At 74.1% G+C, this 22,338-nt stretch carries 19 protein-coding genes and 1 pseudogene; 4 read left to right on the top strand and 16 right to left on the bottom strand.

Annotation, left to right across the window (positions count from 1 at the left end; genetic code table 11):
• Positions 1-90 precede the first annotated feature (90 nt).
• Complete coding sequence (locus ACFFHU_RS11935; RefSeq protein WP_377338155.1) at positions 91-1,341, top strand: alanine racemase; 1,251 nt, start codon at positions 91-93, stop codon at positions 1,339-1,341.
• A 17-nt stretch (positions 1,342-1,358) separates the two neighbouring features.
• Here the strand turns inward: ACFFHU_RS11935 and ACFFHU_RS11940 are convergent, their stop codons facing one another.
• From ACFFHU_RS11940 to ACFFHU_RS11955, 4 genes are all read right to left on the bottom strand, one after another.
• The gene (locus tag ACFFHU_RS11940; RefSeq protein WP_377338157.1) at positions 1,359-3,593 is read right to left on the bottom strand and encodes an FtsX-like permease family protein; all 2,235 of its coding nucleotides are present in this window, start codon (positions 3,591-3,593) and stop codon (positions 1,359-1,361) included.
• Positions 3,590-4,267 carry an ABC transporter ATP-binding protein gene (locus ACFFHU_RS11945; RefSeq protein WP_377338158.1) on the bottom strand — a complete coding sequence of 226 codons (678 nt, stop codon included), beginning with the start codon at positions 4,265-4,267 and terminating at the stop codon, positions 3,590-3,592. Before ACFFHU_RS11945 ends, ACFFHU_RS11940 begins: the two co-directional genes overlap by 4 nt.
• Entirely contained in the window at positions 4,264-4,788 is a 525-nt protein-coding gene (locus ACFFHU_RS11950) for a PadR family transcriptional regulator (protein WP_377338160.1), read from the bottom strand. The genes ACFFHU_RS11945 and ACFFHU_RS11950 overlap by 4 nt, the downstream gene beginning before the upstream one ends.
• Positions 4,789-4,930: 142 nt before the next feature.
• Positions 4,931-5,608 carry a TetR/AcrR family transcriptional regulator gene (locus ACFFHU_RS11955; protein WP_377338162.1) on the bottom strand — a complete coding sequence of 226 codons (678 nt, stop codon included), beginning with the start codon at positions 5,606-5,608 and terminating at the stop codon, positions 4,931-4,933.
• 200 nt (positions 5,609-5,808) lie between these two features.
• On the opposite strand from ACFFHU_RS11955, the gene ACFFHU_RS11960 reads away from it, so the two are divergent.
• Positions 5,809-7,140, top strand: coding sequence for a D-arabinono-1,4-lactone oxidase (locus ACFFHU_RS11960; RefSeq protein WP_377338163.1), 1,332 nt, complete (start codon positions 5,809-5,811; stop codon positions 7,138-7,140).
• A gap of 40 nt (positions 7,141-7,180) precedes the next feature.
• On the opposite strand, the gene topA is transcribed toward ACFFHU_RS11960, so the two are convergent.
• The 6 genes from topA to ACFFHU_RS11990 form a co-directional block, all read right to left on the bottom strand.
• Positions 7,181-10,102, bottom strand: coding sequence for a type I DNA topoisomerase (gene topA / locus ACFFHU_RS11965; RefSeq protein WP_377338164.1), 2,922 nt, complete (start codon positions 10,100-10,102; stop codon positions 7,181-7,183).
• A 456-nt stretch (positions 10,103-10,558) separates the two neighbouring features.
• Entirely contained in the window at positions 10,559-11,329 is a 771-nt protein-coding gene (locus ACFFHU_RS11970) for a hypothetical protein (protein ID WP_377338165.1), read from the bottom strand.
• Positions 11,320-11,859 (bottom strand): hypothetical protein, encoded by a 540-nt coding sequence (locus ACFFHU_RS11975; RefSeq protein WP_377338167.1) that lies wholly within the window; start codon positions 11,857-11,859, stop codon positions 11,320-11,322. The genes ACFFHU_RS11970 and ACFFHU_RS11975 overlap by 10 nt, the downstream gene beginning before the upstream one ends.
• Positions 11,860-11,934: 75 nt before the next feature.
• Complete coding sequence (locus ACFFHU_RS11980) at positions 11,935-14,304, bottom strand: sodium-translocating pyrophosphatase (protein ID WP_377338168.1); 2,370 nt, start codon at positions 14,302-14,304, stop codon at positions 11,935-11,937.
• Between the two features lie 238 nt (positions 14,305-14,542).
• Positions 14,543-14,986: an ATP-binding protein gene (locus ACFFHU_RS11985; protein ID WP_377338170.1), complete on the bottom strand. Its 444-nt coding sequence runs from the start codon at positions 14,984-14,986 to the stop codon at positions 14,543-14,545.
• Positions 14,983-15,339, bottom strand: a complete 357-nt coding sequence (locus tag ACFFHU_RS11990) for an STAS domain-containing protein (protein ID WP_377338171.1) — start codon at positions 15,337-15,339, stop codon at positions 14,983-14,985. Before ACFFHU_RS11990 ends, ACFFHU_RS11985 begins: the two co-directional genes overlap by 4 nt.
• A gap of 135 nt (positions 15,340-15,474) precedes the next feature.
• Here ACFFHU_RS11990 and ACFFHU_RS11995 point away from each other — a divergent pair, with 135 nt between their 5' ends.
• Both ACFFHU_RS11995 and ACFFHU_RS12000 read left to right on the top strand, forming a co-directional pair.
• Positions 15,475-18,123, top strand: coding sequence for a DNA 3'-5' helicase SftH (locus ACFFHU_RS11995; RefSeq protein ID WP_377338173.1), 2,649 nt, complete (start codon positions 15,475-15,477; stop codon positions 18,121-18,123).
• Positions 18,124-18,189: 66 nt separating this feature from the next.
• Positions 18,190-18,768 (top strand): LURP-one-related family protein, encoded by a 579-nt coding sequence (locus ACFFHU_RS12000; protein WP_377338175.1) that lies wholly within the window; start codon positions 18,190-18,192, stop codon positions 18,766-18,768.
• Between the two features lie 50 nt (positions 18,769-18,818).
• Here the strand turns inward: ACFFHU_RS12000 and ACFFHU_RS12005 are convergent, their stop codons facing one another.
• From ACFFHU_RS12005 to ACFFHU_RS12030, 6 genes and pseudogenes are all read right to left on the bottom strand, one after another.
• Entirely contained in the window at positions 18,819-19,229 is a 411-nt protein-coding gene (locus ACFFHU_RS12005) for a DUF3592 domain-containing protein (RefSeq protein WP_446686798.1), read from the bottom strand.
• A 342-nt stretch (positions 19,230-19,571) separates the two neighbouring features.
• Entirely contained in the window at positions 19,572-19,961 is a 390-nt protein-coding gene (locus ACFFHU_RS12010) for an Rv3654c family TadE-like protein (RefSeq protein ID WP_377338264.1), read from the bottom strand.
• Positions 19,962-20,065: 104 nt separating this feature from the next.
• Positions 20,066-20,437 carry a TadE family type IV pilus minor pilin gene (locus ACFFHU_RS12015; protein ID WP_377338266.1) on the bottom strand — a complete coding sequence of 124 codons (372 nt, stop codon included), beginning with the start codon at positions 20,435-20,437 and terminating at the stop codon, positions 20,066-20,068.
• A gap of 2 nt (positions 20,438-20,439) precedes the next feature.
• Positions 20,440-20,568 (bottom strand): DUF4244 domain-containing protein, encoded by a 129-nt coding sequence (locus ACFFHU_RS12020; protein ID WP_377338268.1) that lies wholly within the window; start codon positions 20,566-20,568, stop codon positions 20,440-20,442.
• A 100-nt stretch (positions 20,569-20,668) separates the two neighbouring features.
• Positions 20,669-21,352: a type II secretion system F family protein gene (locus ACFFHU_RS12025; protein ID WP_377338176.1), complete on the bottom strand. Its 684-nt coding sequence runs from the start codon at positions 21,350-21,352 to the stop codon at positions 20,669-20,671.
• A gap of 218 nt (positions 21,353-21,570) precedes the next feature.
• Positions 21,571-22,143, bottom strand: a pseudogene (locus ACFFHU_RS12030) (type II secretion system F family protein); the annotation flags it as partial.
• Between the last annotated feature and the right edge of the window lie 195 nt (positions 22,144-22,338).

Here is a 22,338-nt window from a genome sequence, read left to right on the forward strand (position 1 = left end):
GCCAGCGTAGGGGGCGGCGAGGCGGGCCGGGCGGCCGGCCCATAAATGAGGGAGTTTCGCATTGTCTGTGCGATTGGTTAACGTGCGGTGGTGAGACCTCGACCTGCCGTCCCGTCCGGACGCGCGGACCGGACCGCCGCCCGGCGCGAGCGGCTGGACGCGGCCACCGCCGCCCTCGATCCCCCGCTGGCCGTGGTGGACCGGGTGGCGTTCGACACCAACGCGGCCGACCTGGTGGATCGGGCCGGCGGCAAGACCCTGCGGGTGGCGAGCAAGTCCGTCCGGTGCCGTTCGCTGCTGACCCGGGTGCTGAGCCAGCCGGGCTGGCGCGGCGTGTTGGCGTACACGCTCACCGAGGCGATCTGGCTGGTCCGTACCGGCTGCACCGACGACGCCGTTGTCGGCTACCCGACCGCCGACCGGGCGGCGCTGGCCGAACTGGCCGCCGACGACGAGACCGCGGCGACCGTGACGCTGATGGTGGACAGCCCGGAGCAGCTCGACCTGGTCGACGCGGTCGTGCCGCCGCACCAGCGGCCGGAGCTGCGCCTCTGCCTCGACCTGGACGCCTCCTGGCGGCCGCTGGGCGGCGGTCCGGGCGGCCGGCTGCACCTGGGCGTCCGCCGGTCCCCGCTGCACAGCGCCGCGGCGGCCGGCGACCTTGCCGCGCTGATCGCGGACCGGCCCGGCTTCCGGCTGGTCGGGCTCATGTCGTACGAGGCGCAGATCGCCGGCCTCGGCGACGCGCCGCCCGGCCGGGCCGGGCGGGCGGTCCTGATCCGCGCGATGCAGCGGCGGTCGTACCCGGAGCTCACCGCCCGCCGTGCGGCGGCGGTGGCCGCAGTACGCCAGCACGCCGACCTCGAATTCGTCAACGGCGGCGGCACCGGCAGCGTGGCCCTGACCGGCGCCGACCCGGCGGTCAGCGAGATCACGGCCGGCTCCGGCCTGTACGGACCGACCCTGTTCGACGGCTACCGCGCCTGGCAGCCGCGGCCGGCGGCCTTCTTCGCGCTGCCGGTGGTCCGGCGGCCCGGCCCCGGGCTCGTGACCGTGCTGGGCGGCGGCTGGATCGCCTCCGGGCCGGCCGAGCCGAGCCGGCAGCCGACGCCGTGGCTGCCGGCCGGCCTGCGGCTGCTGCCCACGGAGGGCGCCGGCGAGGTGCAGACCCCGCTGGCCGGGCCGGCCGCGGACGAGCTGGCCGTCGGCGACCGGGTCTGGTTCCGGCACGCCAAGGCAGGCGAGCTGGCCGAGCACGTCGAGGAGCTGCACCTGGTGGCCGGCGACCGGGTGCTGGAAACGGTGCCCACCTACCGCGGCGAGGGCCAGGCGTTCCTCTGACCCTCGCCGCGCACCCGTCACTCGAACCGGGCCGTCTCCAGCGAGGTGAGCCGGGCCAGCATCGGCAGCGTGGCCGCCACCGCGATACCCAGGGCCACCGCCAGGCCACCGCCGAGCACCAGCCAGTACGCGCCGGCCGGCGGCCGCCAGGGGGCGTGGGCCACCCGGACCGCGTACCAGGCCACGGCCAGGCCGAGCAGGACGCTGGCCAGGGCGGTGCAGAGCAGCGGGCCGGCGGTCTCGGCCAGGAGCACCCGGCGCAGCTCGCTGGGGCGCATCCCGGCCAGCCGGAGCAGGGCGAACGGGCGCTTCCGCTCGACCAGACCACCGGCCACCGAGACCGCCAGGCTGAACCCGGCGATCAGCAGCACCACCAGCAGGACCGCGTCGCTGACCCGGCCGGTCATCGCGGCCTGCTTGTTGCTTCGGCCCTTCAGCTCGTCGGCGCTGGAAGGCAGGTCGGCGCCCTGCGCGCCGGCCTCGATTGCCGTCCGGACCCGCTCCGTGACGGCGCGTTGACCCGTCGTGGTGACCAGCAGCCCGGCCAGCGGGAGCCGGTCCGGGTCGGTGGCACCGCCGGGCTGCCCGAGCCCCTCCAGGAAGCCGTTGTCCAGCAGCCGGGCATCCAGCCCGACCACCCGTTCCGCGCCGGCGCACCGGCCCATCCCGGTGGCGACCAGATCCGCGCAGCGCACCACCGTGGTCAGGCCGGCGTCCTGGCCGCCCGGGGTCTTGTCCGGCAGCCGCAGGTCGAGCACCCCGGTCACGCCGGGCATCCCGCGCAACCGGCGAACCAGCGCGTCGGCCTGGTCGGCGGGCACCGGGCGCCCGTCCCGCCCGGCGTACACCTGCTCGACGGCGCCGGCCGGCACCAGCACCTGCCCCGGGTCCGCGACCGGCACACTGGTGCTGGCAACTGCCGCGCCGGCCAGCGTGACCAGGAAGACGGCCAGCACCAGGCCGCTGATCGACCGGAACCCGGTGTTCGGGTTCTCCACCAGGCGATGCCCGGCCAGCAGGTTCGGCGCCGACCGGGAGGCCCGGACCAGCAGCAGCCCCACCCCGCGGGTCAGCCACGGTCCGGCCACGATGATCCCGACGATCAGCACGGTGATCAGGGCGGCCATCAGGATCGGCAGCCAGCTGCCATCCGCGTTGCTCACCGCCGGCAGCGTGCCGAGGAAGCCGGCGAGGCCGAGCGCCAGCGGGAGGAGCCGGCGCCAACCGGGGCGGCTCCGGGTCGCCCGGCGGGCCACCCCGAGCGGCGAAACCTGCAACCGGCGCAGCGACACCAGGGCCGAGCCGACCGCGAGCACCGGTACGCCGAGGCCCACCAGGAGGGTGATCGGCCAGGACAGCCGGAGATCGGTGACGAAGAACGGCCGGCCGGTCAGGTCGACGTGCGCCGCGGCCGGCCGCAGCAGGGCGAACAACCCGAACCCCAGCACCGTGCCGGCGGTGGCGCCGAGCACGGCCTCGACCGCGGCGATGAGTCGAACCTGCCAGGGGGTGGCCCCGACCAGCCGCATCGCGGCCAGCCGCTGCTCCCGACGGGCCGCCGCGAGCCGGGTGGCCGTGCCGATCAGCACCACGATGGGCACCAGCAGGGCGGCCGCGCCGATGCCGAGCAGGACCCGGCCGAACCGGGTCAGCGCGACGCTGCGCGGCTGGGTCTCGATGCTGCGAACCTCGTCAACGCCCGGCTGCCCGCGCAGTTGGCCGGGCTCGTAGCCGACGAACACCACCAGCTCGTCGGGAGAGACCAGCGCGGCGTCGCGCACCGTGCCGGTGATCCGGCCGGGATACCGGTCGGCCAGCTGGTCGGCCGGTACGGTCCCGAGCAGGTCCCGCAGGGCCGGTGAGACGGCCAGCTCCCCGGGCCCGGGAATCCGGTCGAGCCCGGGCGGCAGCGGGGACCCCGCTCCGGTCGGCGCGACGTCGACCCGCTGGATGTCCCGGCCCGACCAGGAGTCCCAACGGTCCCGCCAGAGCAGCGGGTCGGCGGCCGGAGGGTCCCGGTCGGGCCGGCTGTTGACCGTCGCGGTGTCGGTCCACGCCTCGCGCGCCTCCTGGGCGCGGATGGCCGGGAACGCCACGGCCGTGAGCAGCAGCAACCCCACTCCGAGGGCAACCCCGAAGGCGGTCACCGCGAGCCGGGTCCACTGCTCCCGGCCGCCGCCGGCGGTGAGCCGCACGGCGAGCCGGACCAGTCGCGGCCCGCCGGCGCCCCGGCCGGGGATCCGCGCGCTCATGCCGGCTCCAGGGCGGTGACCCGGCCGTCCCGCACCACGACCTCGCGGTCGGCGTACGACGCGACCCGCGCGTCGTGGGTGATCAGCACGACGCTGGCCCCGTGCTCCCGGGCGGAGTCCACGAGCAGCTCCAGCACCCGCTCTCCGGTGAGCGAGTCCAGCGAACCGGTCGGTTCGTCGGCGAAGACCACCCGGGGCCGGGCGACCAGGGCCCGGGCCACCGCCACCCGCTGCGACTGACCGCCGGACAGCTCACCGGGACGCCGCCCCTCCAACCCGGACAGCTCCAGCTGATCCAGCAGCGCGGCGGCGGACTCCCGGGCCGACCGGCGGGATTGACCGGCCAGCAGCAGCGGCAGCATCACGTTGTCCAGCACCGGCAGCTCGGGCACCAACTGTCCGAACTGGAAGACGAAGCCGAACTCGTCCCGCCGCAACCGGCTGCGGGCGGATTCGGGCAGCTGGTCCAGGCGATGGCCGTCGTACCACACCTCGCCGGAGTCCGGGCGCAGGATGCCGGCCAGGCAGTGCAGCAGCGTCGACTTGCCGGAGCCACTGGGCCCCATCACCGCGAGCACCTCCCCGGCGGCCAGCGCGAGATCGGCCCCCCGCAACGCGGGCGTGGGACCGAAGGACTTGCTGACGTTCTCGGCCCGGAGCACGGGACCGGTCATCGGATGATCTCCTTCGCCAGTTGGTCGAGCCGCGCCACGGTCAGGTCGATCCAGCGCAGGTCTGCTTCCAGGTGGAACAGGGCATGGTCGGCGAGCAGGGTGCGGCTCAGCGGCCCGGCCCGGCGCACGGCGGTGAGCTCGCGCATCCGGGCCAGATGCGCGGCCCGCTGGGCATCCAGCAGCCGCCCGGCCGCGCGGCCGGAGAGCAACGCCAGGGTCACCTTGGTGAACAGGACGGTCTGCAGGTGCGGCTCCGGCCGTTCGGGCTCGTGCAGCCAGCCCTCCAGCCGGGACACCCCCGCGGCGGTGATCGCGTACCGCTTGCGGTCCGGCCCGGCGCCGGGCTCGGCGCCGCGGACCTCCACCTCACCGTCGCGTTCCAGCCGGCCGAGGGTCGAGTACGCCTGCCCGAACGGCAGCGGACGCTCCTGGCCGAACAGCGAGTCGTACTCGCGCTTGAGCTCGTAGCCGTGGCTGGGCTCCGGTTCGAGGAGCCCCAGCAGGGTGTTCGGAACACTCACCGGTCGACTATAACCCTAGGGAATACACTGAGGGAATACTTCCGCCGAACGAACCGGAGATGCCAACGGGCGTACGCCGCGATCGGCGTACGCCCGGATGGTGCGTTCGGTCGGCGGAGGGTGCGCCGCCGGCAGGGTTCGGTCAGGAGGCGGCGGCGCCGCCCGCCGGCGTGCCGGCGGCGGCCGGCTGGCCGGCCTCGACCTCCTTGTGCAGGTATTCGCTGATCAGCGACTTGGCCTCGGCCAGCACCCGCTCGTCGCCCTCGGGCGCACGCCGGAAGGCCAGCTTGATCAGCGAGTCGGCGGCCTCCACCGCGATCTCCAGCGCGAACCGCAGCCGGGCCACGTCACGGATCCCGAACCGCTCGGCGAGCACCTGGGTGAGCTGCTCGGCGATCACCCCGTTGTTGTCCCGGTCCTCGTCCAGCAGGTGCACGTCGACGATGTCGCCGAAGTGGAGGGTGCGGAAGCCCGGCACCTGGCGGTGCATGCTGATGTACTCGTCGATGCCGGCGTCCACGCCGTCCCACCAGTCGGCCAGGTCCTCGCCGGTCAGCCGGTCGGCGAGCCGCTGGAGGTACGCCTCGAGGTTGCGCAGCGTCAACGCCTGGACGATCGCCCGCTTGTCCGGGAAGAACTGGTAGACGGAGCCGATCGCCACCCCGGCCCGCTCGGCCAGGAGGGTGGTGGTGAGGCCCTCGTAGCCCACCTCGTCGACGAGCTCGGCGCAGGCGTCGAGCATCCGTTGGACCCGGGCGACACTGCGGCCCTGCACCGGAACCCGGCGTAGGGGACCGGTCGTGGCGGTTGACGTAGACACTCGTCGCCACACCCTTTCGGCGGAATATGTGCGCGGCGCGGAACTCGACCCGCGCCGCAGCGAGTTCGAAACGTTACCTGGCTTAACGAGCAAGTCGCGTTCACGATGTTTACCCGCAGGTAGACATACTGATATGAGTGATTCTCGCAAGACTGTCGCCGATTCCGGGAGACCGGGCGGGCAGCACACCGGGAGGGCTCATGCCGGAATCGTCACCCAGCACGGCGTCGGCCGGTACCGCCGCGCCGTGGTCCAACTGGGCCGGCAACCAGACCGCGACCGCCGCCGTGGTCAGGGCGGCCGGCGCCGACGAGGTCCAGGCGGCGGTACGCGCCGCCCGGGCCGACGGCCGGCGACTCAAGGTCGGCGGCAGCGGCCACTCGTTCACGGCCATCGCCCGCCCCGACGGTGACCGGCTGGAGCTGGTGGCCGAGCCGGCCCGGATCCGCGTCGACCGGGAACGGCGGCTGGTCACCGTGCCGGCGGCGCTGACCCTGCGCGAGCTCAACGAGCTGCTCGCCCGGCACGGCTTGGCGCTGCCCAACCTCGGCGACATCGACGCCCAGTCGGTGGCTGGGGCGCTGGCCACCGGCACGCACGGCACGGGCGCCGGGTACGGCTGCCTGTCCACCTTCGTTGACGCGCTCACCCTGGTCACCGGCGCCGGCGAGCTGATCACATGCTCCGCAACGGACAATGCGGACGTGTTCCCGGCCGCCCGCGTCGGCCTCGGCGCGCTCGGCGTGCTCGTGGAGGTGACGCTGCGCTGCGTCGACGCCTTCGTGCTACGGGCCGACGAGCGGCCCGCGGCGCTGGCCGACACGCTGGCCGGGCTGCCCGAGCTGATCGGCGGGAACGACCACGCCGAGTTCTACTGGTTCCCCTACACCGACCGGGTGCAGGTCAAGACCAACAACCGGGTCCCCGCCGACGACCATCCGCTGCCCCGGATGCGCGGCTGGCTGGACGACGAGTTTCTGGCCAACACGGTCTTCGCCGGGGCGTGCCGGCTGGGCCGGCGGCTGCCGGGGCTGGCGCCGGCCATCAGCGCCGTGTCCGCGCGGGCGCTGGCGGCCCGCACCTACACCGGCCGGTCCGACCGGGTGTTCTGCACCCCGCGCCGGGTCCGTTTCGTGGAGATGGAGTACGGCCTGCCCCGGGCGGCCCTGCCGGAGGCGCTCGCGGCGCTGCGCCGCATCGTCGACGACCTCCCGTTCCGGGTGTTGTTTCCGGTGGAGGTGCGGTTCACCGCCCCGGACGACATCTGGCTGTCCCACGGGTACGGGCGCGAGTCGGCATACCTGGCCATCCACCAGTACGTGGGCGTGCCGTACGAGCCGTACTTCCGCGGTTTCGAGCGGATCGCCGCCAAGCTGGGCGGCCGGCCGCACTGGGGCAAGCTGCACTACCGGGATGCGGCGAGCCTGCGCCCGGCGTACCCGCGCTTCGACGACTTCCGGGCGGTCCGCGACCGGCTCGACCCGGACCGGGTCTTCGGCAACGCCCACCTGGACCGGGTCCTCGGCGCCTGAACGAGCCTCGCTCGGCCAGGTGCTCGGCACCTGGCCGGCGTCACTCGGTGGGGCGGGCGGCCGCCTTCTTCGGGGCGGCCTTCTTGGCGGTGGTCGCCTTCTTGGCCGTCGTCTTCTTGGCCGCGGTCGCCTTCTTGGCGGTGGTCTTCTTCGCCGCACCGGCCGACTTCGCCGCCGTCGACGCGGCCGCGGTGGTCTTCTTGGCGGCCGCCTTCTTGGTGGCCTTCTTGCGCGGCGCCGGCCCCTTGGCCCGCTTCTCGGCCAGCATCTCGGACGCCTGCTCGACGGTCAGCGCCTCCGGCGTCTGGCCCCGGCGCAGCGACGCGTTGAACTCGCCGTCGGTGACGTACGGGCCGAACCGCCCGTCCTTGATCACCATGGGCTTCTCGGTGGCCGGATCCGGGCCCAGCTCGCGCAGCGGCGGCGCGGCCGCCCGGCGCTGCCGGGTCTTTGGCGCCGCGAGCAGCGCCAGCGCCTCGTCCAGCGAGACGGTGAACAGCTTCTCCTCGCCGTCCAGCGAGCGGAAGTCGTCGCCGCGCTTCACGTACGGGCCGTACCGGCCGTTCGCGGCCAGGATCTCGTTGCCGTCCGGGTCCTTGCCGACCAGCCGGGGCAGGGTGAGCAGGCGCAGCGCCTCGGCCAGGGTCAGCGTCTCCGGCGACTGGGTGCGCAGCAGCGAGGCGTTGCGCTCACCGGTCGAGACGTACGGGCCGAACCGGCCGGACTTGAGCAGGATCGGCTCGCCGGTCTCCGGGTGCTCGCCCAGCTTCCGCTCGCCGCCACCACCGAGGAACAGCTCGGCGACCTTCTCCGGGGTCAGCTCGTCCGGCGCCAGCCCCTCCGGGATGGTGACCCGGTCCTCGGCAGCGCCGCCGTCGCCCTCGCCCTCCCCGGACGGCGGGGTCGCCCCGGGCTCCCCGGCCTCCCCGCCCGGCGCGGCCGTGTCGGCCGGCGCGGTGGCGCCACCCGCCGCGGCCGGTCCGGTCGCCGGGATCCGCTGCAGGTACGGCCCGTACCGGCCGACCCGGACCACGACCTGCCGGCCCTCGTCGTCGGTGAACAGCGGGATGGAGTTCACGCTGCGGGCGTCGATCTCGCTCAGGTTCTCGGTGACCATCTTCTTGAGGCCGCCGGACTTCGCGATCTCGGCGTCGCCGACACCCGGCCGCGACTGGCCGAAGTAGAACGAGGTGAGGAAGTCGACCGCCGCGTGATCCCCGCCGGCGATCTCGTCCAGCTCGTTCTCCATGCTGGCCGTGAAGTTGTAGTCGATCAGCCGCGGGTAGTGCCGCTCCAGCAGGCCGACCACGGCGAACGCCAGGAACGACGGGATCATCGCCTGCCCACGCTTGCTCACGTACCCGCGGTCCTGGATCGTCTGCATGATCGAGGCGTACGTGGAGGGCCGGCCGATTCCCAGCTCCTCCAGCGCCTTGACCAGCGACGCCTCCGTGTACCGGGAGGGCGGTTGGGTGTGGTGGCCCTGCGCGGCCAGCTCCTGCGCGGTCAGCGGCTGGTCCTTGGTCAGCGCCGGCAGCCGCCGCTCGGCGTCCTCGGCCTCGGCGTTCTCGTCGTCGCTGGACTCGACGTACGCGCGCAGGAAGCCCGGGTCGGTGATGGTCTTGCCGGTGGCCGCGAAGTCGGCCTCCTCGCCCGCCCCGGAGACCGCCCGGATCCGCACCGAGACGCTGGACCCGACCGCGTCGGTCATCTGCGAGGCGATGGTCCGCCGCCAGATCAGCTCGTAGAGCTTGAACTCCTCGGCCGACAGCTCGTTGGCCACGTCGCCCGGGGTGCGAAAGTTGTCCCCCGCCGGCCGGATCGCCTCGTGCGCCTCCTGGGCGTTCTTCACCTTGCCGGTGTAGCGGCGCGGCTCCGGCGGCACGCTGCGGTCGCCGTACAGCTCGGCGATCTGCCGCCGGGCCGCCGCGATGGCCGTCTCGGAGAGGTTGACCGAGTCGGTCCGCATATAGGTGATGTAGCCGCTCTCGTACAGCCGCTGGGCCGTCCGCATCGTCTGCTGCGAGGACATCCGCAGCTTGCGGGACGCCTCCTGCTGGAGGGTGGAGGTGATGAACGGCGCGTAGGGGCGGCGCCGGTAGGGCTTCTCCTCCACGCGGGTGACCGTGAACGGCCGCCCGTCCAGCCGGGCCGCCAGGCCGCGCGCCCCGGCCTCGTCCAGGTGCGTCACGCCGGCGCCGGGCCGCACCCGGCCGGTGGTCGGCTCGAAGTCCTTGCCGGTGGCGATCCGGTCGCCGTTCAGCGCCACCAGCGTGGCCCCGAAGGTCCGCGGCCCCTCGCCGGCGTTCTGGACGGCGAGGGTGGCCAGCACGTCCCAATATTCAGCGGTGCGGAACGCCATCCGCTGCCGCTCACGCTCCACCACGATCCGGGTGGCCACCGACTGGACGCGGCCAGCCGACAGGCCGCTGCGGACCTTGCGCCACAGCACCGGCGAGACCTCGTAGCCGTACAGCCGGTCCAGGATCCGCCGCGCCTCCTGCGCGTCCACCAGGTCGCGGTCGATCTCACGCGGGTTCGCCACGGCCGCCTGGATGGCCGGCCGGGTGATCTCGTGGAAGACCATCCGCCGGACCGGCACCTTGGGCTTGAGCGTCTCGACCAGGTGCCAGGCGATGGCCTCGCCCTCGCGGTCCTCATCGGTGGCGAGGAAGACCTCGTCGACCTCCTTGACCAGGGACCGCAGCTTGGTGATCTGCTTGCGCCGGTCGGGCGAGACGACATACAGGGCGGCGAAGCCGTTGTCCACGTCCACACCGAGCCGGGCCCACGGCTTGTCCTCGTAGCCCGACGGCACCTCCGCGGCGTTCCGTGGCAGGTCACGGACGTGCCCGAAACTGGCCTCGACGACGTACCCGGGACCGAGGTAGCCCGAGATCGTCTTGGCCTTCGCCGGTGACTCGACGATCACCAGACGGTTGCTCCTGGCATTGCTCGGCACGTTTCTCCCCGACCTCGCTCATGGTGTGGTGCTGCCCGGTGGACCGCTCCGGTTGCTCGTCACGCCCGATGATCCGCCCGCCCGGACGCCCGTCGCCCGGCCCGGCTCGTCCCGTGCGCTGCGGGCAACTGAACGTCCAACGTAACGCGCCGGCCGACACATCGGTTGCTCGACCCGGCGCCGACGGCCCTGAGCAGCGATGTCACCGTACGCCCGCGGCACGTAGCGGAACGGTGCGCAACGGCGACACCGTACACCGCCGCCGCGTGCCGGCGTGGCCGACCGAGCGGATCACAGTGATTCACGCGCCGGGGAGATTGCCGACATCAAGCGCGGAAGCGACAATTCCTCCAGCGGGCGCGGCCCGTGCGGGCGGCCCGTGCGAACGGTCCGTGCGGGGCCCGGCGCTCGCGGCCCGTGCGGCGCCCGGCGCTCGCGGCCGGCGCCGGCGGCCGCTCAGGCGCCCTGCCCGGCCACCGTGCCGGGCCAGCGCCCGGGTGGGGCCGCGGGTGGCCGCTCACCGACCAGCTCCGCCAGCCGCGCCGTCCCGCGCCGGCCCTCGATCCGGTACGCCGGCCCCGCCGCGCCGGCCGGGACGAGGTCTGCCGGAAGACCCACGGCGGCCAGCGCGCCGCCCACCAGCGGCCACCAGGCCGTGTCGGCGGCGCCCAGCCGCAGCACGAAGCCGTCGCCGTCCGGCTCGCCGGCCGCGGCCGTCCACAGCCGCAGCCGCGGCCCGTCCAGGTGGAACCCGGCCGGTGGCCGCTTGGTCCCGCCGGCCAGCCAGCCTCGGCCGAGGGCCGCCAGCCCCACCGTGTACGACGTCCGCACGCCGTACCGGTGATCCGCCCTCGACCAGCTCGCCACGAGCCCGCGCCGGTCCAGCTCGGCCATCAGCACGTGCACCCGCCAGGGGTCGTCGACCAGCACCGAGACCCGCACCGTGCCGCCCATCCGGTCCAGCTGGCCCGGCCCGGCCAGCAGGCCGGCCAGGTCGGCGATCGACGGCTCGACCGCGGCCACCCCGAACAGCGAGGGTTGCGGGACCGAGCCGGCCGCGCCGGCCGGCGTACGGCTCGGCCCGGACGCGCCCGCCGTACGGCTCGGCGCGGACGCGCCCCGGCGGCCGGGCGCCCCGGCCTGCCCCTGCGCGGCCGTGCCGGCCGGCGGCGGGTCGACCGTGAACAGCGCCGGCTCGGCCGGGTCGGAGGGCGGGGTCAGCGGCACTCCGGAACCTCGTTGAAGGCCCGTTCCAGCTCGGTGGAGTTGAGCTTCGTGGTGTCCACCGAGCTGGCCTTGTATTCGGCGGTGAGCCGCTCGACGGTCTGCTGCACCCCGTCATAGAAGGTGCTCGACTGGTCCGTCCGCAGCCCCTCGATCGAGGCGCGGGCCCGGCCGTACGCGTCGCGCACCGCGGAGAGCGAGTTGAGGAAGCCGTGCGAGACGCTCGCACCCTGCTCGGCGTCCGGTACGCCGGCGTCCGCGATCTTCTTGCGGGCCGTCTCGGTGGCCTGCTCGGCACCGCCCATGAGCCGCACCAGGTTCTCCTTCGCCTGCGCGGGGGTCGTTCTCGCCGTCATCTCCTGCTGGGAGACGCTCGTCAGCTTGTTGATCTCGGCCCGCCACGGCGTCAGGGCCTGGCAGACGGTGGCCGCCCAGGCCTGCGGGCTGGGACCGGAACCGCACGCCCCGAGCAGCAGGGCAACCGGCAGGAGCACCGCCAGCAGCCGGACGGTGATCGCGCGGGGCGTACGCATGCGTTGCAGCGTACAGCCGAAAGGAAGGGCCCCTGGTTATCGTTTTTTCGATAACAAGGGGCCCTTCCTTTCAACTCAGGCCGTCACCGGCTCCGACTCGCGGTCGGTGCCGCCGGCGGAGGCGCCGCCGTCGCCGGCGTCCGCGTCGGACATGGCGATTGGCTTGCGCTTGCTCCACACCACCGCCAGCACGATGATCAGCGCGGCGATCACGGCCACGGCCACCCGCAGCGGCGTGTTCTTGTCGTTGCCCACGCTCCACGCCACGACCGCCGGGGCGATCAGCAGCGAGACCAGGTTCATCACCTTGATCAGCGGGTTGATGGCCGGGCCCGCGGTGTCCTTGAACGGGTCACCGACGGTGTCGCCGATGACCGTGGCCGCGTGCGCGTCCGAGCCCTTGCCGCCGTACGCGCCGTCCTCGACCAGCTTCTTGGCGTTGTCCCAGGCGCCACCCGAGTTGGCCAGGAAGACCGCCATCAGGGTGCCGGTGCCGATCGCGCCGGCCAGGTAGGACGCGAGCGCGCCCGGGCCGAGGCCGAAGCCCACCGCGATCGGGGCCATGATGGCCAGCAGGCCGGGGGTCATCAGCTCGCGCTGCGCGTCCCGGGTGCAGATGTCGACCACCTTGCCGTACTCCGGCCGCTGGCTGCCGTCCATGATCCCGGGCAGGGTCCGGAACTGGCGACGGACCTCCATCACCACGGCGCCGGCGGACCGGGAGACCGCGTTGATGGCCAGGCCGGAGAAGAGGAAGACCACCGCCGCGCCGACGATCAGGCCCACCAGGTTGCGCGGGTTGGCCACGTTCAGCGCGTCCATGATCATCCCGCCCACCCGCTCCGGCGAGATGCCGGCGTCGGCGTACGAGGTGCCCAGCGTGTCGGTGTACGAGCCGAACAGCGCGGTGGCGGCCAGCACCGCCGTGGCGATCGCGATGCCCTTGGTGATCGCCTTGGTGGTGTTGCCGACGGCGTCCAGCTCGGTGAGCGTACGGGCGCCCGCCTCGTCGATCTCGCCGGACATCTCCGCCACGCCCTGGGCGTTGTCGGAGATCGGGCCGAAGGTGTCCATCGCGACGATCACGCCGACCGTGGTGAGCAGGCCGGTTCCGGCCAGCGCCACGGCGAACAGCGACAGCGTGATCGAGCTGCCGCCCAGCAGGAACGCGCCGAAGACGCCGGCGCCGATCAGCAGCGCCGAGTAGACGGCCGACTCGAGGCCGATGCTGATGCCCGAGAGGATCACGGTGGCCGGGCCGGTCAGCGAGGTCTTGCCGATGTCCTGCACCGGGCGCCGGTTGGTCTCGGTGAAGTACCCGGTGAGCGCCTGGATGGCGGCGGCCAGCACGATGCCGATCACCACGGCGCCGATGGCCACCAGCCGCGGGTCGCGGTCGGACTGCACGGTGGCCCCGGCGAAGCCGGCGAAGCTGTCCGGCAGGTACGCCCAGCTGGCGATGGCCACCAGCACGGCGGAGATCAGCGCGGAGAGGTAGAACGCCCGGTTGATGGCCGTGAGGCCGGACCGGTCGCTGGCCCGCAGCCGGGTGATGAAGACACCGATGATCGCGATGATCACGCCGATGCCGGAGACGATCAGCGGGAAGACCAGGCCCTCCTCGCCGAACGCCGCCCGGCCCAGGATGAGCGCGGCCACCAGGGTCACGGCGTACGACTCGAACAGGTCGGCGGCCATGCCGGCGCAGTCACCCACGTTGTCCCCGACGTTGTCGGCGATGGTGGCGGCGTTGCGCGGGTCGTCCTCGGGGATGCCCTGCTCCACCTTGCCGACCAGGTCGGCGCCCACGTCCGCGGCCTTGGTGAAGATGCCCCCGCCGACCCGCATGAACATGGCCAGCAGGGCGGCGCCGAAGCCGAAGCCCTCCAGCACCGTCGGCGCGTCACCCTTGAAGATCACGACGACCAGAGCGGCGCCGAACAGGCCCAGCCCCACGGTGAGGAAGCCGACCACGCCGCCGGTGCGGAACGCCACCTTCATGGCGGCCTCCCGGCCACCGGTCGCCTCCCGGGCCGCGGCCGCCACCCGCAGGTTGGCCCGGGTGGCCAGCGCCATGCCGAGACCGCCGATGGTGGCGCTGAACACCGCGCCCACCACGAAGAAAATGGAGCGGCCGATCTTCACCCCGAGCTCGCTGCCGGCGGTGTCGTGCACCGGCAGCAGGAAGAGCAGCACGAAGGCGATCACGACGAAGATCGCGAGCGTTCTGAACTGGCGCAGCAGGTAGGCCGAGGCGCCCTCCTGGACCGCCCCGGAAATCTCCTGCATCCGCGTGGTTCCCGTACCGGCCGCCAGGACCGCCCTGGAGAGGGCGGCGGCGAAGCCGAGCGCCACCAGCGCGATGACCGCGGCGATGATGGCGTACGACAAATTGGCGCCGGTGAGGGACAAGCCGCCGCTCTCGGCGACCAAGGTCCCGGACATCTATGTCCTCCTGTACCGAACAGTCGCGCCGGACCGCGGACGAACCAGCCCGGCGACATTACGCAGGGAGCAACGACCCGTTCCCGCGCACGCGGGACCAGGGCATTTGCTGATCACCCGGGTACTCTAGTCGGCGGCCGTGTTCGAGGTCACACCGAGGGTCGCCCCCGCCACGATGATCTTCATCATTGTGCTAGCCAGGCCGGTTCGTTAGGGTCTTTCGCTTCGTCGCCCCGCGTCAGGGTTTGCGGGCGATGGGCCAGACCATCCGGACCTCGGTGCCGATGCCCTCGTCCACCGGGCGCACCTGAAGGTCCTCGACGAAGCCGGCGAGCAGCGCGAAGCCCACGCCCGTGGTGAGGGCCTCGTCGGTCAACGACTCGTCGGCCAGCTCGTCGGGCGGCAGCGCCGCCAGACCGAGGCCGGCCTCGATCGGCGCCCGGTCGATGACCCGGACCGTGTAACTGCCCTGGTCGGCCATCTCCATGAGCACCAGGTCGGCGAGCTCGTACTGGCGGTGCAGCGCCACTGCCCGAGTGCACGCCTCACCGATCGCCAGCCGCACCTCGTCCAGCAACTCCTCCGCCACCCCGGCCCGGCGGGCCACGGCCACCCCGACGAGGCGGGCCGTGCGGACGTGTACCGGTGCGGGCGAAAAAGAGAGGCGGACCGTGGACATCACGCCTCGGGACCGGAGGCGTCGGCGGCGATCGCCGCATCCACGGTCGGGTGCAGCGGGAACACCTGGTCCAGCGCCGTGATCCGGAAGATCTTGAGCAGCGGCTCCTTGTCGCACACCAGACCAAACGAGCCACGCACCGCGCGCAGCCGCTTGAGCGCGCCCACCAGCACGCCCAGGCCGGTGGAATCGAGGAAGTCCACCCGGCCGAGATCGACGACCACCTTCCGGGCGCCGCCGTCGACCAGCTCGATGAGCCGTTCACGCAGCCGCGGCGCGGTGTAGACGTCGACCTCGCCACCGACCTCCAGCACCGTGTGGTCGGCGACGGTGCGGGTCGCCAGCGAAAGCTCCATCTGTCCTCCTCCGGACGTTACCGCTGCCCAGGATCCTGCCCGCCGCCTCCGGCGACACGCACTGGGCATCTAACCACCGCGCCCGGCCGATGCGCACCGGCCATGGCTGGAGCACCCCCATTACCCAGCACCCGGTTGTTCCATGACACCGGAACGGGTGCGAGAGTGCAGGGTGTGACCTCCGAAGCCACCGTACCGGCGGGACCGGTGGAGCTGCTCCAGCGGCTCCGCGCCCGCACGGCCGCGGACCCGGTCACGCACGTCGAGCAGGTTCCGGCCAGCGCCGGCACCGCCACCGACTGGCCACTCTGGGTGCCCGACGAGCTACGGAAGGCCCTGGTCGAGCGCGGCGTGGTCACCCCCTGGCGGCACCAGGCGGAGGCCGCCCAGCTCGCATACCAGGGGCAGCACGTCGTGGTGGCCACCGGAACGGCGTCCGGCAAGTCACTGGCGTACCAGCTGCCGGCGCTGGCCACCCTGCTCGGCGACCCGCGCGCCACCGTGCTCTACCTGGCCCCCACCAAGGCGCTCGCCGCCGATCAGTTGCGCGCCGTCGCCGAGCTGGGTCTGCCCGGGGTACGTCCGGCCGCGTACGACGGGGACACCCCGCAGGCGGAGCGGGAGTGGATCCGGCAGCACTCCCGGTTCGTGCTGACCAACCCGGACATGCTGCACCACGGCATCCTGCCCGGGCACGCCCGCTGGGCCACGTTCCTGCGCAGGCTCAGCTTCGTGATCGTCGACGAGTGCCACACGTACCGCGGGGTCTTCGGCTCGCACGTGGCGCACGTGCTCCGCCGGTTGCGCCGGCAGGCCGCCCGGTACGGCGCCGGCAGCGGCCGGCCGGTCGCCCGGACCGGACGTACCGGCGGATCGGGCCGGACCGCCGCGGCGCCTGCGGCCGCGGTCGACGGCGCCGCGGCCGACATCGACGGCCCGGCGGCCGACGGCCCGATGGCCGGCATCGACGGCCCGGCGGCCGGCGGACAGGTTTCCGGCGGGCAGCCCGCCGGCGGGCGGGTTCCCGGCCTGCTCGGCGGTGGGCGTCCGGCGGACGGCCCGGTGTTCGTGCTGGCCTCGGCCACGGCCGTTGATCCGGCCGGGGCCGCCGGCCGGCTGACCGGCCTGCCGGTGACCGCCGTGACCGACGACCGGTCGCCGCGCGGCGGCGTCACCTTCGCGCTGTGGGAGCCGCCGCTGCTGCCGCCGACCGGCGGGGCCGCCGGGCCGTCGCTGCCGCCGAGCGGCGGGGCCGCCGGGCCGCCGGATGGTGGCGGGTCGCCGGCCGAGCTGGCCCAGGTACGCAGGTCCGCGCTGCGCGAGACGTCGGATCTGCTGGCCGACGCCGTCGCGGCCGGCACCCGTACGCTGGCCTTCGTGCGGTCCCGGCGCGGGGCCGAGGTGATCGCCACGGCGGCCCGGCGGTCGCTCGACGAGGCGGTTCCCGGCCTCGGGCAGCGAGTGGCCGCGTACCGCTCGGGCTATCTCCGCGAGGAGCGGCGGGCGCTCGAACACGCGCTGCTCACCGGCGAGTTGCTCGGGCTGGCCTCCACCAACGCCCTGGAACTCGGCGTCGACCTGACCGGCCTGGACGCGGTGCTCATCTGCGGCTACCCGGGCACCCGCGCCTCGCTCTGGCAGCAGGCCGGCCGCGCCGGGCGATCCGGCCGGGAGGCGCTCGCCGTGCTCGTGGCCCGGGACGATCCGCTGGACACGTATCTCGTGCACCACCCGGAGGCGCTCTTCGGCCGGCCGGTCGAGGCCACCGTGCTGGACCCCGGCAACCCGTACGTGCTCGGGCCGCAGCTGTGCTGCGCCGCGGTGGAGGCCCCGCTCACCGAGGCCGACCTGCGGCTCTTCGGTCCGGGCGCCCGGGAGGCGGTCGAGTCGCTGACCGCCTCCGGGGCGCTGCGGCGACGCCCCACCGGCTGGTACTGGCGGCACACCGGGCGGCCCGAGGTCGACCTGCGCGGCACCGGAGGCACGCCGGTGTGCGTGGTGGAGTCGGCCACCGGTCGGCTGCTCGGGACCGTCGAGGAGTCGTCGGCACACTTCCTGGTCCACCCCGGCGCCGTCTACCTGCACCAAGGCGTCTCGTACGTGGTGGACGAGCTGGATCTGGACGGGGCCTGCGCGCTGGTGCACGCCGAGGAACCGGACTGGTCCACGCACGCCCGGGACGTCACCTCGCTGTCCGTGGTCTCGGTCCGGTCCTACGTGGACGCCGGACCGGTGGGCATGTTCCTCGGCGAGGTGGACGTGACCAGCCAGGTGGTGTCGTACCAGCGACGCCGCATCGCCACCGGTGAGGTGCTGGACACCCGGCCGCTCGACCTGCCGGTGCGGGAGCTGCGGACGGTGGCCGTGTGGTTCACCGTCTCGCCGAACGCGCTCGCGGCGGCCGGCGTCGAGCCGCCGGACGTACCGGGCGCGCTGCACGCCGCCGAGCACGCGGCCATTGGGTTGCTGCCGCTGGTCGCCACCTGTGACCGCTGGGACATCGGCGGCCTGTCCACCGCCCTGCACCCGGACACCGAGGCGCCGACGGTCTTCGTTTACGACGGGCACCCGGGCGGCGCGGGATTCGCGGAACGGGCGTACCACGCCGCCGTGGCATGGCTGCGGGCCACCCGGGAGGCGATCGTGGAATGCGGCTGCGAGACCGGCTGTCCCTCCTGCGTCCAGTCGCCCAAGTGTGGAAACGGCAACAACCCGCTGGCCAAGGGCCCGGCCGTGCAGGTCCTCGACGTGGTCCTTGCCAATCTGCCGGCCGACGCCGGCTGAGCAGCGCCCCGCCGGCCGGGTCGTCCGTGTGCGAGACTCCCGCGAACAATCAGGCGAGGAGTGACGATGGATCTTGCTCAGCTGCAGGGACTGCCCCGGCTGCTCATCCGGCAACGGGTGCGGATGATGGTCAACCAGTACGAGGTGCACGCGGTGGCGCCGGACGGGTCCGAGGGCGGGATGCTCGCCTTCGCGCAGCAGAAGCGGCTGGCCCTCAAGGAGCAGGTGACCCTCTACACCGACGACACCAAGCAGCAGCCGGTGCTGGGCTTCCGCGCCCGTCAGGTGATGGACCTCGGCGCCACGTACGACGTGCTGGACGCCGCGGGCAACCCGATCGGGCTGTTCCGCAAGGACTTCAAGGCGTCGCTGCTGCGCTCGACCTGGCAGGTCGAGCAGCCCGGACTCGGCGTGGCCGTCGGGCAGGAGCGCAGCCTGCCGGTGGCGCTGCTGCGCCGCTTCGTCGACTCGCTGTCCTGGCTGCCGTACCACTTCGACTTCACTCTCAATGGCCAGGTCGCGTTCTCGGTCATCAAGAAGTGGGGCCTGCGGGACCGGTACGTCGTCGACATCCCCCATCCCGGCCTGGACCGGCGCCTCGTGATCGCGATGGCCATCGGCCTGGACGCCCTCCAGTCCCGCTGACCGGCCCGGGGCGCGGAACGGTGGATCCGCGCCCCGGTGAGCCCTTCCGCTCAGCCTTCCCGGTCGCGCCGATTGGCCCGGATCAGCGCCACGGCCGCGATCGGAACGGCGATGGCACCGAAGATCGTGACGGCCAGCGAGAAATACGCCGTGTGGTGGTTCTCCGGGGCCCGGGCGTCCCGTACGTCGGCGGTCGGCTTCTGGGGGTCGTACACGATCGGGACCTCGTCCCCCACCCGCGGCTGCCAGCCGGGGGCCCCATCGCCCTGGCCGATCAACGCCGTCAGCTGACGTCCCTCGGCGGTGGAGAACTGGACCACCGTGCGGCCGGCCTTACCGCTGTGCACCTTGATCACGGTGGCGGACGCCTGCCTCCCGCGGTCGCGCAGGGCGTTGTCGTTGCTCCAGATCTGGTACGTGGCGATCGCGAACCCGATCACCACCACGACTCCCATCGCCACGAACAACGGTGCCGGTGGCCGCCGCGCCGCAGGTATCCGCAAGCCAGCCATGGCCCTCCCTCGGACGCTCGACACAACGCGGACGCTTCCTTCCCCGCCGTGGGGTGCGGCAACCGGATGTCCCTTCTGGATTCGCGTCCTGCGGATCCGACGGGAAGCCCGGCGGACCGCCCGGGAGCCGGCGGGCCGCCCGGGAGCCGGCGGGCCGCCCGGGAGCCGGCGGACCGCCCGGGAGCCGGCGGGCCGCCCGGGAGCCGGCGGACCGCCCGGGAGCCGGCCGGGGTCCGGTTCTCAGTGCTCCGCCGGCTCAGCCGCATTTCCCCGGCTGACCGGACCGCTGCATCAGCCGCGGACCGGCCCGGCCCGGGCCGAGGCCTGCACCGCGCGTTCCAGACCCGGCAGCGGACGGACCACGTACCGGACCGTGATCACCAGGTCGAGGGAATCCGCCCGGCAGCCGATCAGCCTGCCACCGTTGGCGGCCACGACCTCGGCCGCCCGAGCGCACGCCGCGTCGGCACCCTCGATGACCCGGACCGCCCCCGCCAGCGCGCCGAGATCCGCGGCAACCTGCGCCCGCCGGCCGGCCAACCGCGCCGCTCCGACGGCCGCCCCGGCCAGGCCGGCCGCCACCAGCAGCAGGCCCACGGCCAGCAGCCACAACGAGGCGCTACCCCGATCTCGCTGCGACAGCACAGCACGGCGGGCTCCCGGGCACCGGCCCGCGACCACCCGGCCGCGGCGACCCGGATCGCCACGGTCCGCTGCCACACCGCCACGTCGACCCGGATCGTGGCGCGGTGCGGCGCCCTGCCGCCGGGACGCGGCGGGGCCGGTCATGGCGGCGGCTCCGGGGCCCCCGGTTCCAGGCCGGCGACCGCCGTGGCGGTCACCCGGATCTCGGGCAGCCGGGTCCCGGACACCCGCACCGGGGCCTCGACCGTGACCCGGACCCGATCGCCAACGACCGTGATCTGGACTGTCGCACCGGCCGGGGCGGCGTCACCGGCCGCCACGTCGGCATCCTGGCCCCGGGAGGCGGCAAGCGCCGCCTCCCGGGCCGCGTCCAGGCACTGGCCCTTCGTGGTGACGGCCTCGACGGCGGTGAGGCCGGTCAGCAGGAGCAGAAGCAATGCCGGCAGGCCGGCCGCCAGCTCGGCGGTGAACGAGCCTCGATCGCTTCGGCCGCCGGGCCCCACCGGACCCATGGTCATTTCAGGGCGCGGTCGATCACCGCGGTCAGGGCCGCCTGCACGCTTCCGGAGGTGAGGACCTTGAGCAGGATTCCGGCGAAGGCGACCGCAGCGAGGGTGCCGACGGCGTACTCGGCCGTGTTCATGCCGGCATCGTCGCGTAGCCGGCGGATCAGAGTGCGCACGATGGTGCTCCTTGTCTTTTTGGTCTTCTTGATCGGTCACAGCAGGGTCTTCTCGGGTGGGTCACAGCACGTCGCCGAGGACGGCGACGATCACCGGCACCAGGCCGGCGAGAATGAAGGCGGGCAGGAAACACAGCCCCATCGGCAGCACGACGAGGACGCCCGCCCGGCGCGCGGCGGTCTCGGCGTACGCCGCGCGGTCGGCCCGCAGGTCCTCGGCCAGTCGGCTGAGCGTCCCGGACAGCGCGGCCCCACTGCCGGCAGACCGGACCGCCGAGCCGGCCAGGCGGCGGGCGCCGTCGGATCGGCCGAGATGCGCCCACGCCTCCTCGGCGGTGCCGCCCAACCGCAGGGTCCGAGCCACCCGGTGCAACCGTTCGCCGAGCGGGCCGCCGAGCGCCTCGGCGACCGTGCCCGCCGCCCGCTCCGTGGGTGCTCCCGCCCTTAGCACCGCCGCCATGAGGTCGGCGGCCAGTGGCAGGTCGGCGGCCTCCGCCTCCCGGCTGCGGCGGGCGGCCGCCGGCTCCAACCTGCGCAGCCAGCCGTCGGAACCGGCGCCCGCGACGACCCCGGCCAGCAGCCCGAACCAACCACCGAGCAGCACCGTCGTGGCCGCCCCCACCAACACCGCGGCCAGCCGGGCCCGATCGGGTCGCCGCGGATGGCGCCGCCGGCGCGGGGTGGTACCACCGGTCCCGAGCAGGGCCGCCCCGGAATCGCCCGGCACCTCGGAGCCAGCGGACACGTCAAAGCCGGCGGACACATCAAAGCCGGCGGGCAGGTCGGGGTCGACGGATCCGGCCAAACCAACGGGCACGCTGGGGGCGGGACGGCCGGTGACGCCTCCCCGAGCCGAGTCAAGGCGTCGGAGTCGGTGTCCGGCCCGCCGGCGCGACCGGAGACCGATGAGGAGCAGCGGCACCGCCAGGGCCGCCGCGGCGATGGGCCAGTCGGGCGTACCCATCAGCCGGCCGCACCGGCGTGGACCGTTCCGCCGGAACCGAGACGCTCCACCCAGGCGAGGCCGACCAGCTGCAACGACACCGCCAGCACGGCGCAGGCCCCGCCCACCGGCGTGTGCAGCAGCACCGCAAGCGGATCCGCGCCGATGCCGTACCCCAGCGCGATGCCGCCGACCGGCAACGCGGCGAGCAGCCAGCCGGTCGTGGTCGCGCCGGCGGCCTGTGCGGCCGCCATCGCCCGCCCGCGGTCGGTCATCCGCGCGTCGGCCTCGATCCGCTCGATCAGATCGGCCAACGGGGCGCCGGTGCGCTCGGCGAGCCGGACCGCGGCCGCGGCGAGTTCGGCCGTCCGGCGATTGGCCCGCCGGCCACCCACGCGCCCGGACCGCCCGCCGGACCGGGCGGAGCCGACCGCCGCCGGTCGGTGCGAGGGCTCCGCCGGCCAGGATGCGGCCGGTTGGCGCGGCGGCGCCGCCAGCCATGGTCCGGCCCCGGGCGCTTCGGGCGCCCCACCGCCGGCGACCGGCGGCGAGCCGGCCCGCAGATCGGCCGCGAGCGCGGCCAACCGGTCCAGCTGCCACCGCCGGTCGTGCCGCTCGGCCCGGGCGGCCCGCATCCGTAGCGCGGTCCGGGCGCCGAACCCCAGGTATGCGGCCAGCAGCACCGCGGCGATCAGGCCCCCGGCCGCCACGCCGGCCAGGCCGCCGAGGCCGGCCGCGCAGCCGATCGTTCGACGTCGACCGCCGGCGAGACGCCGGGCCAGGCGCCG

Origin of the sequence: Plantactinospora siamensis (genome assembly GCF_042434095.1) — a bacterium.
In the GTDB taxonomy this organism is placed as follows: domain Bacteria; phylum Actinomycetota; class Actinomycetes; order Mycobacteriales; family Micromonosporaceae; genus KBS50.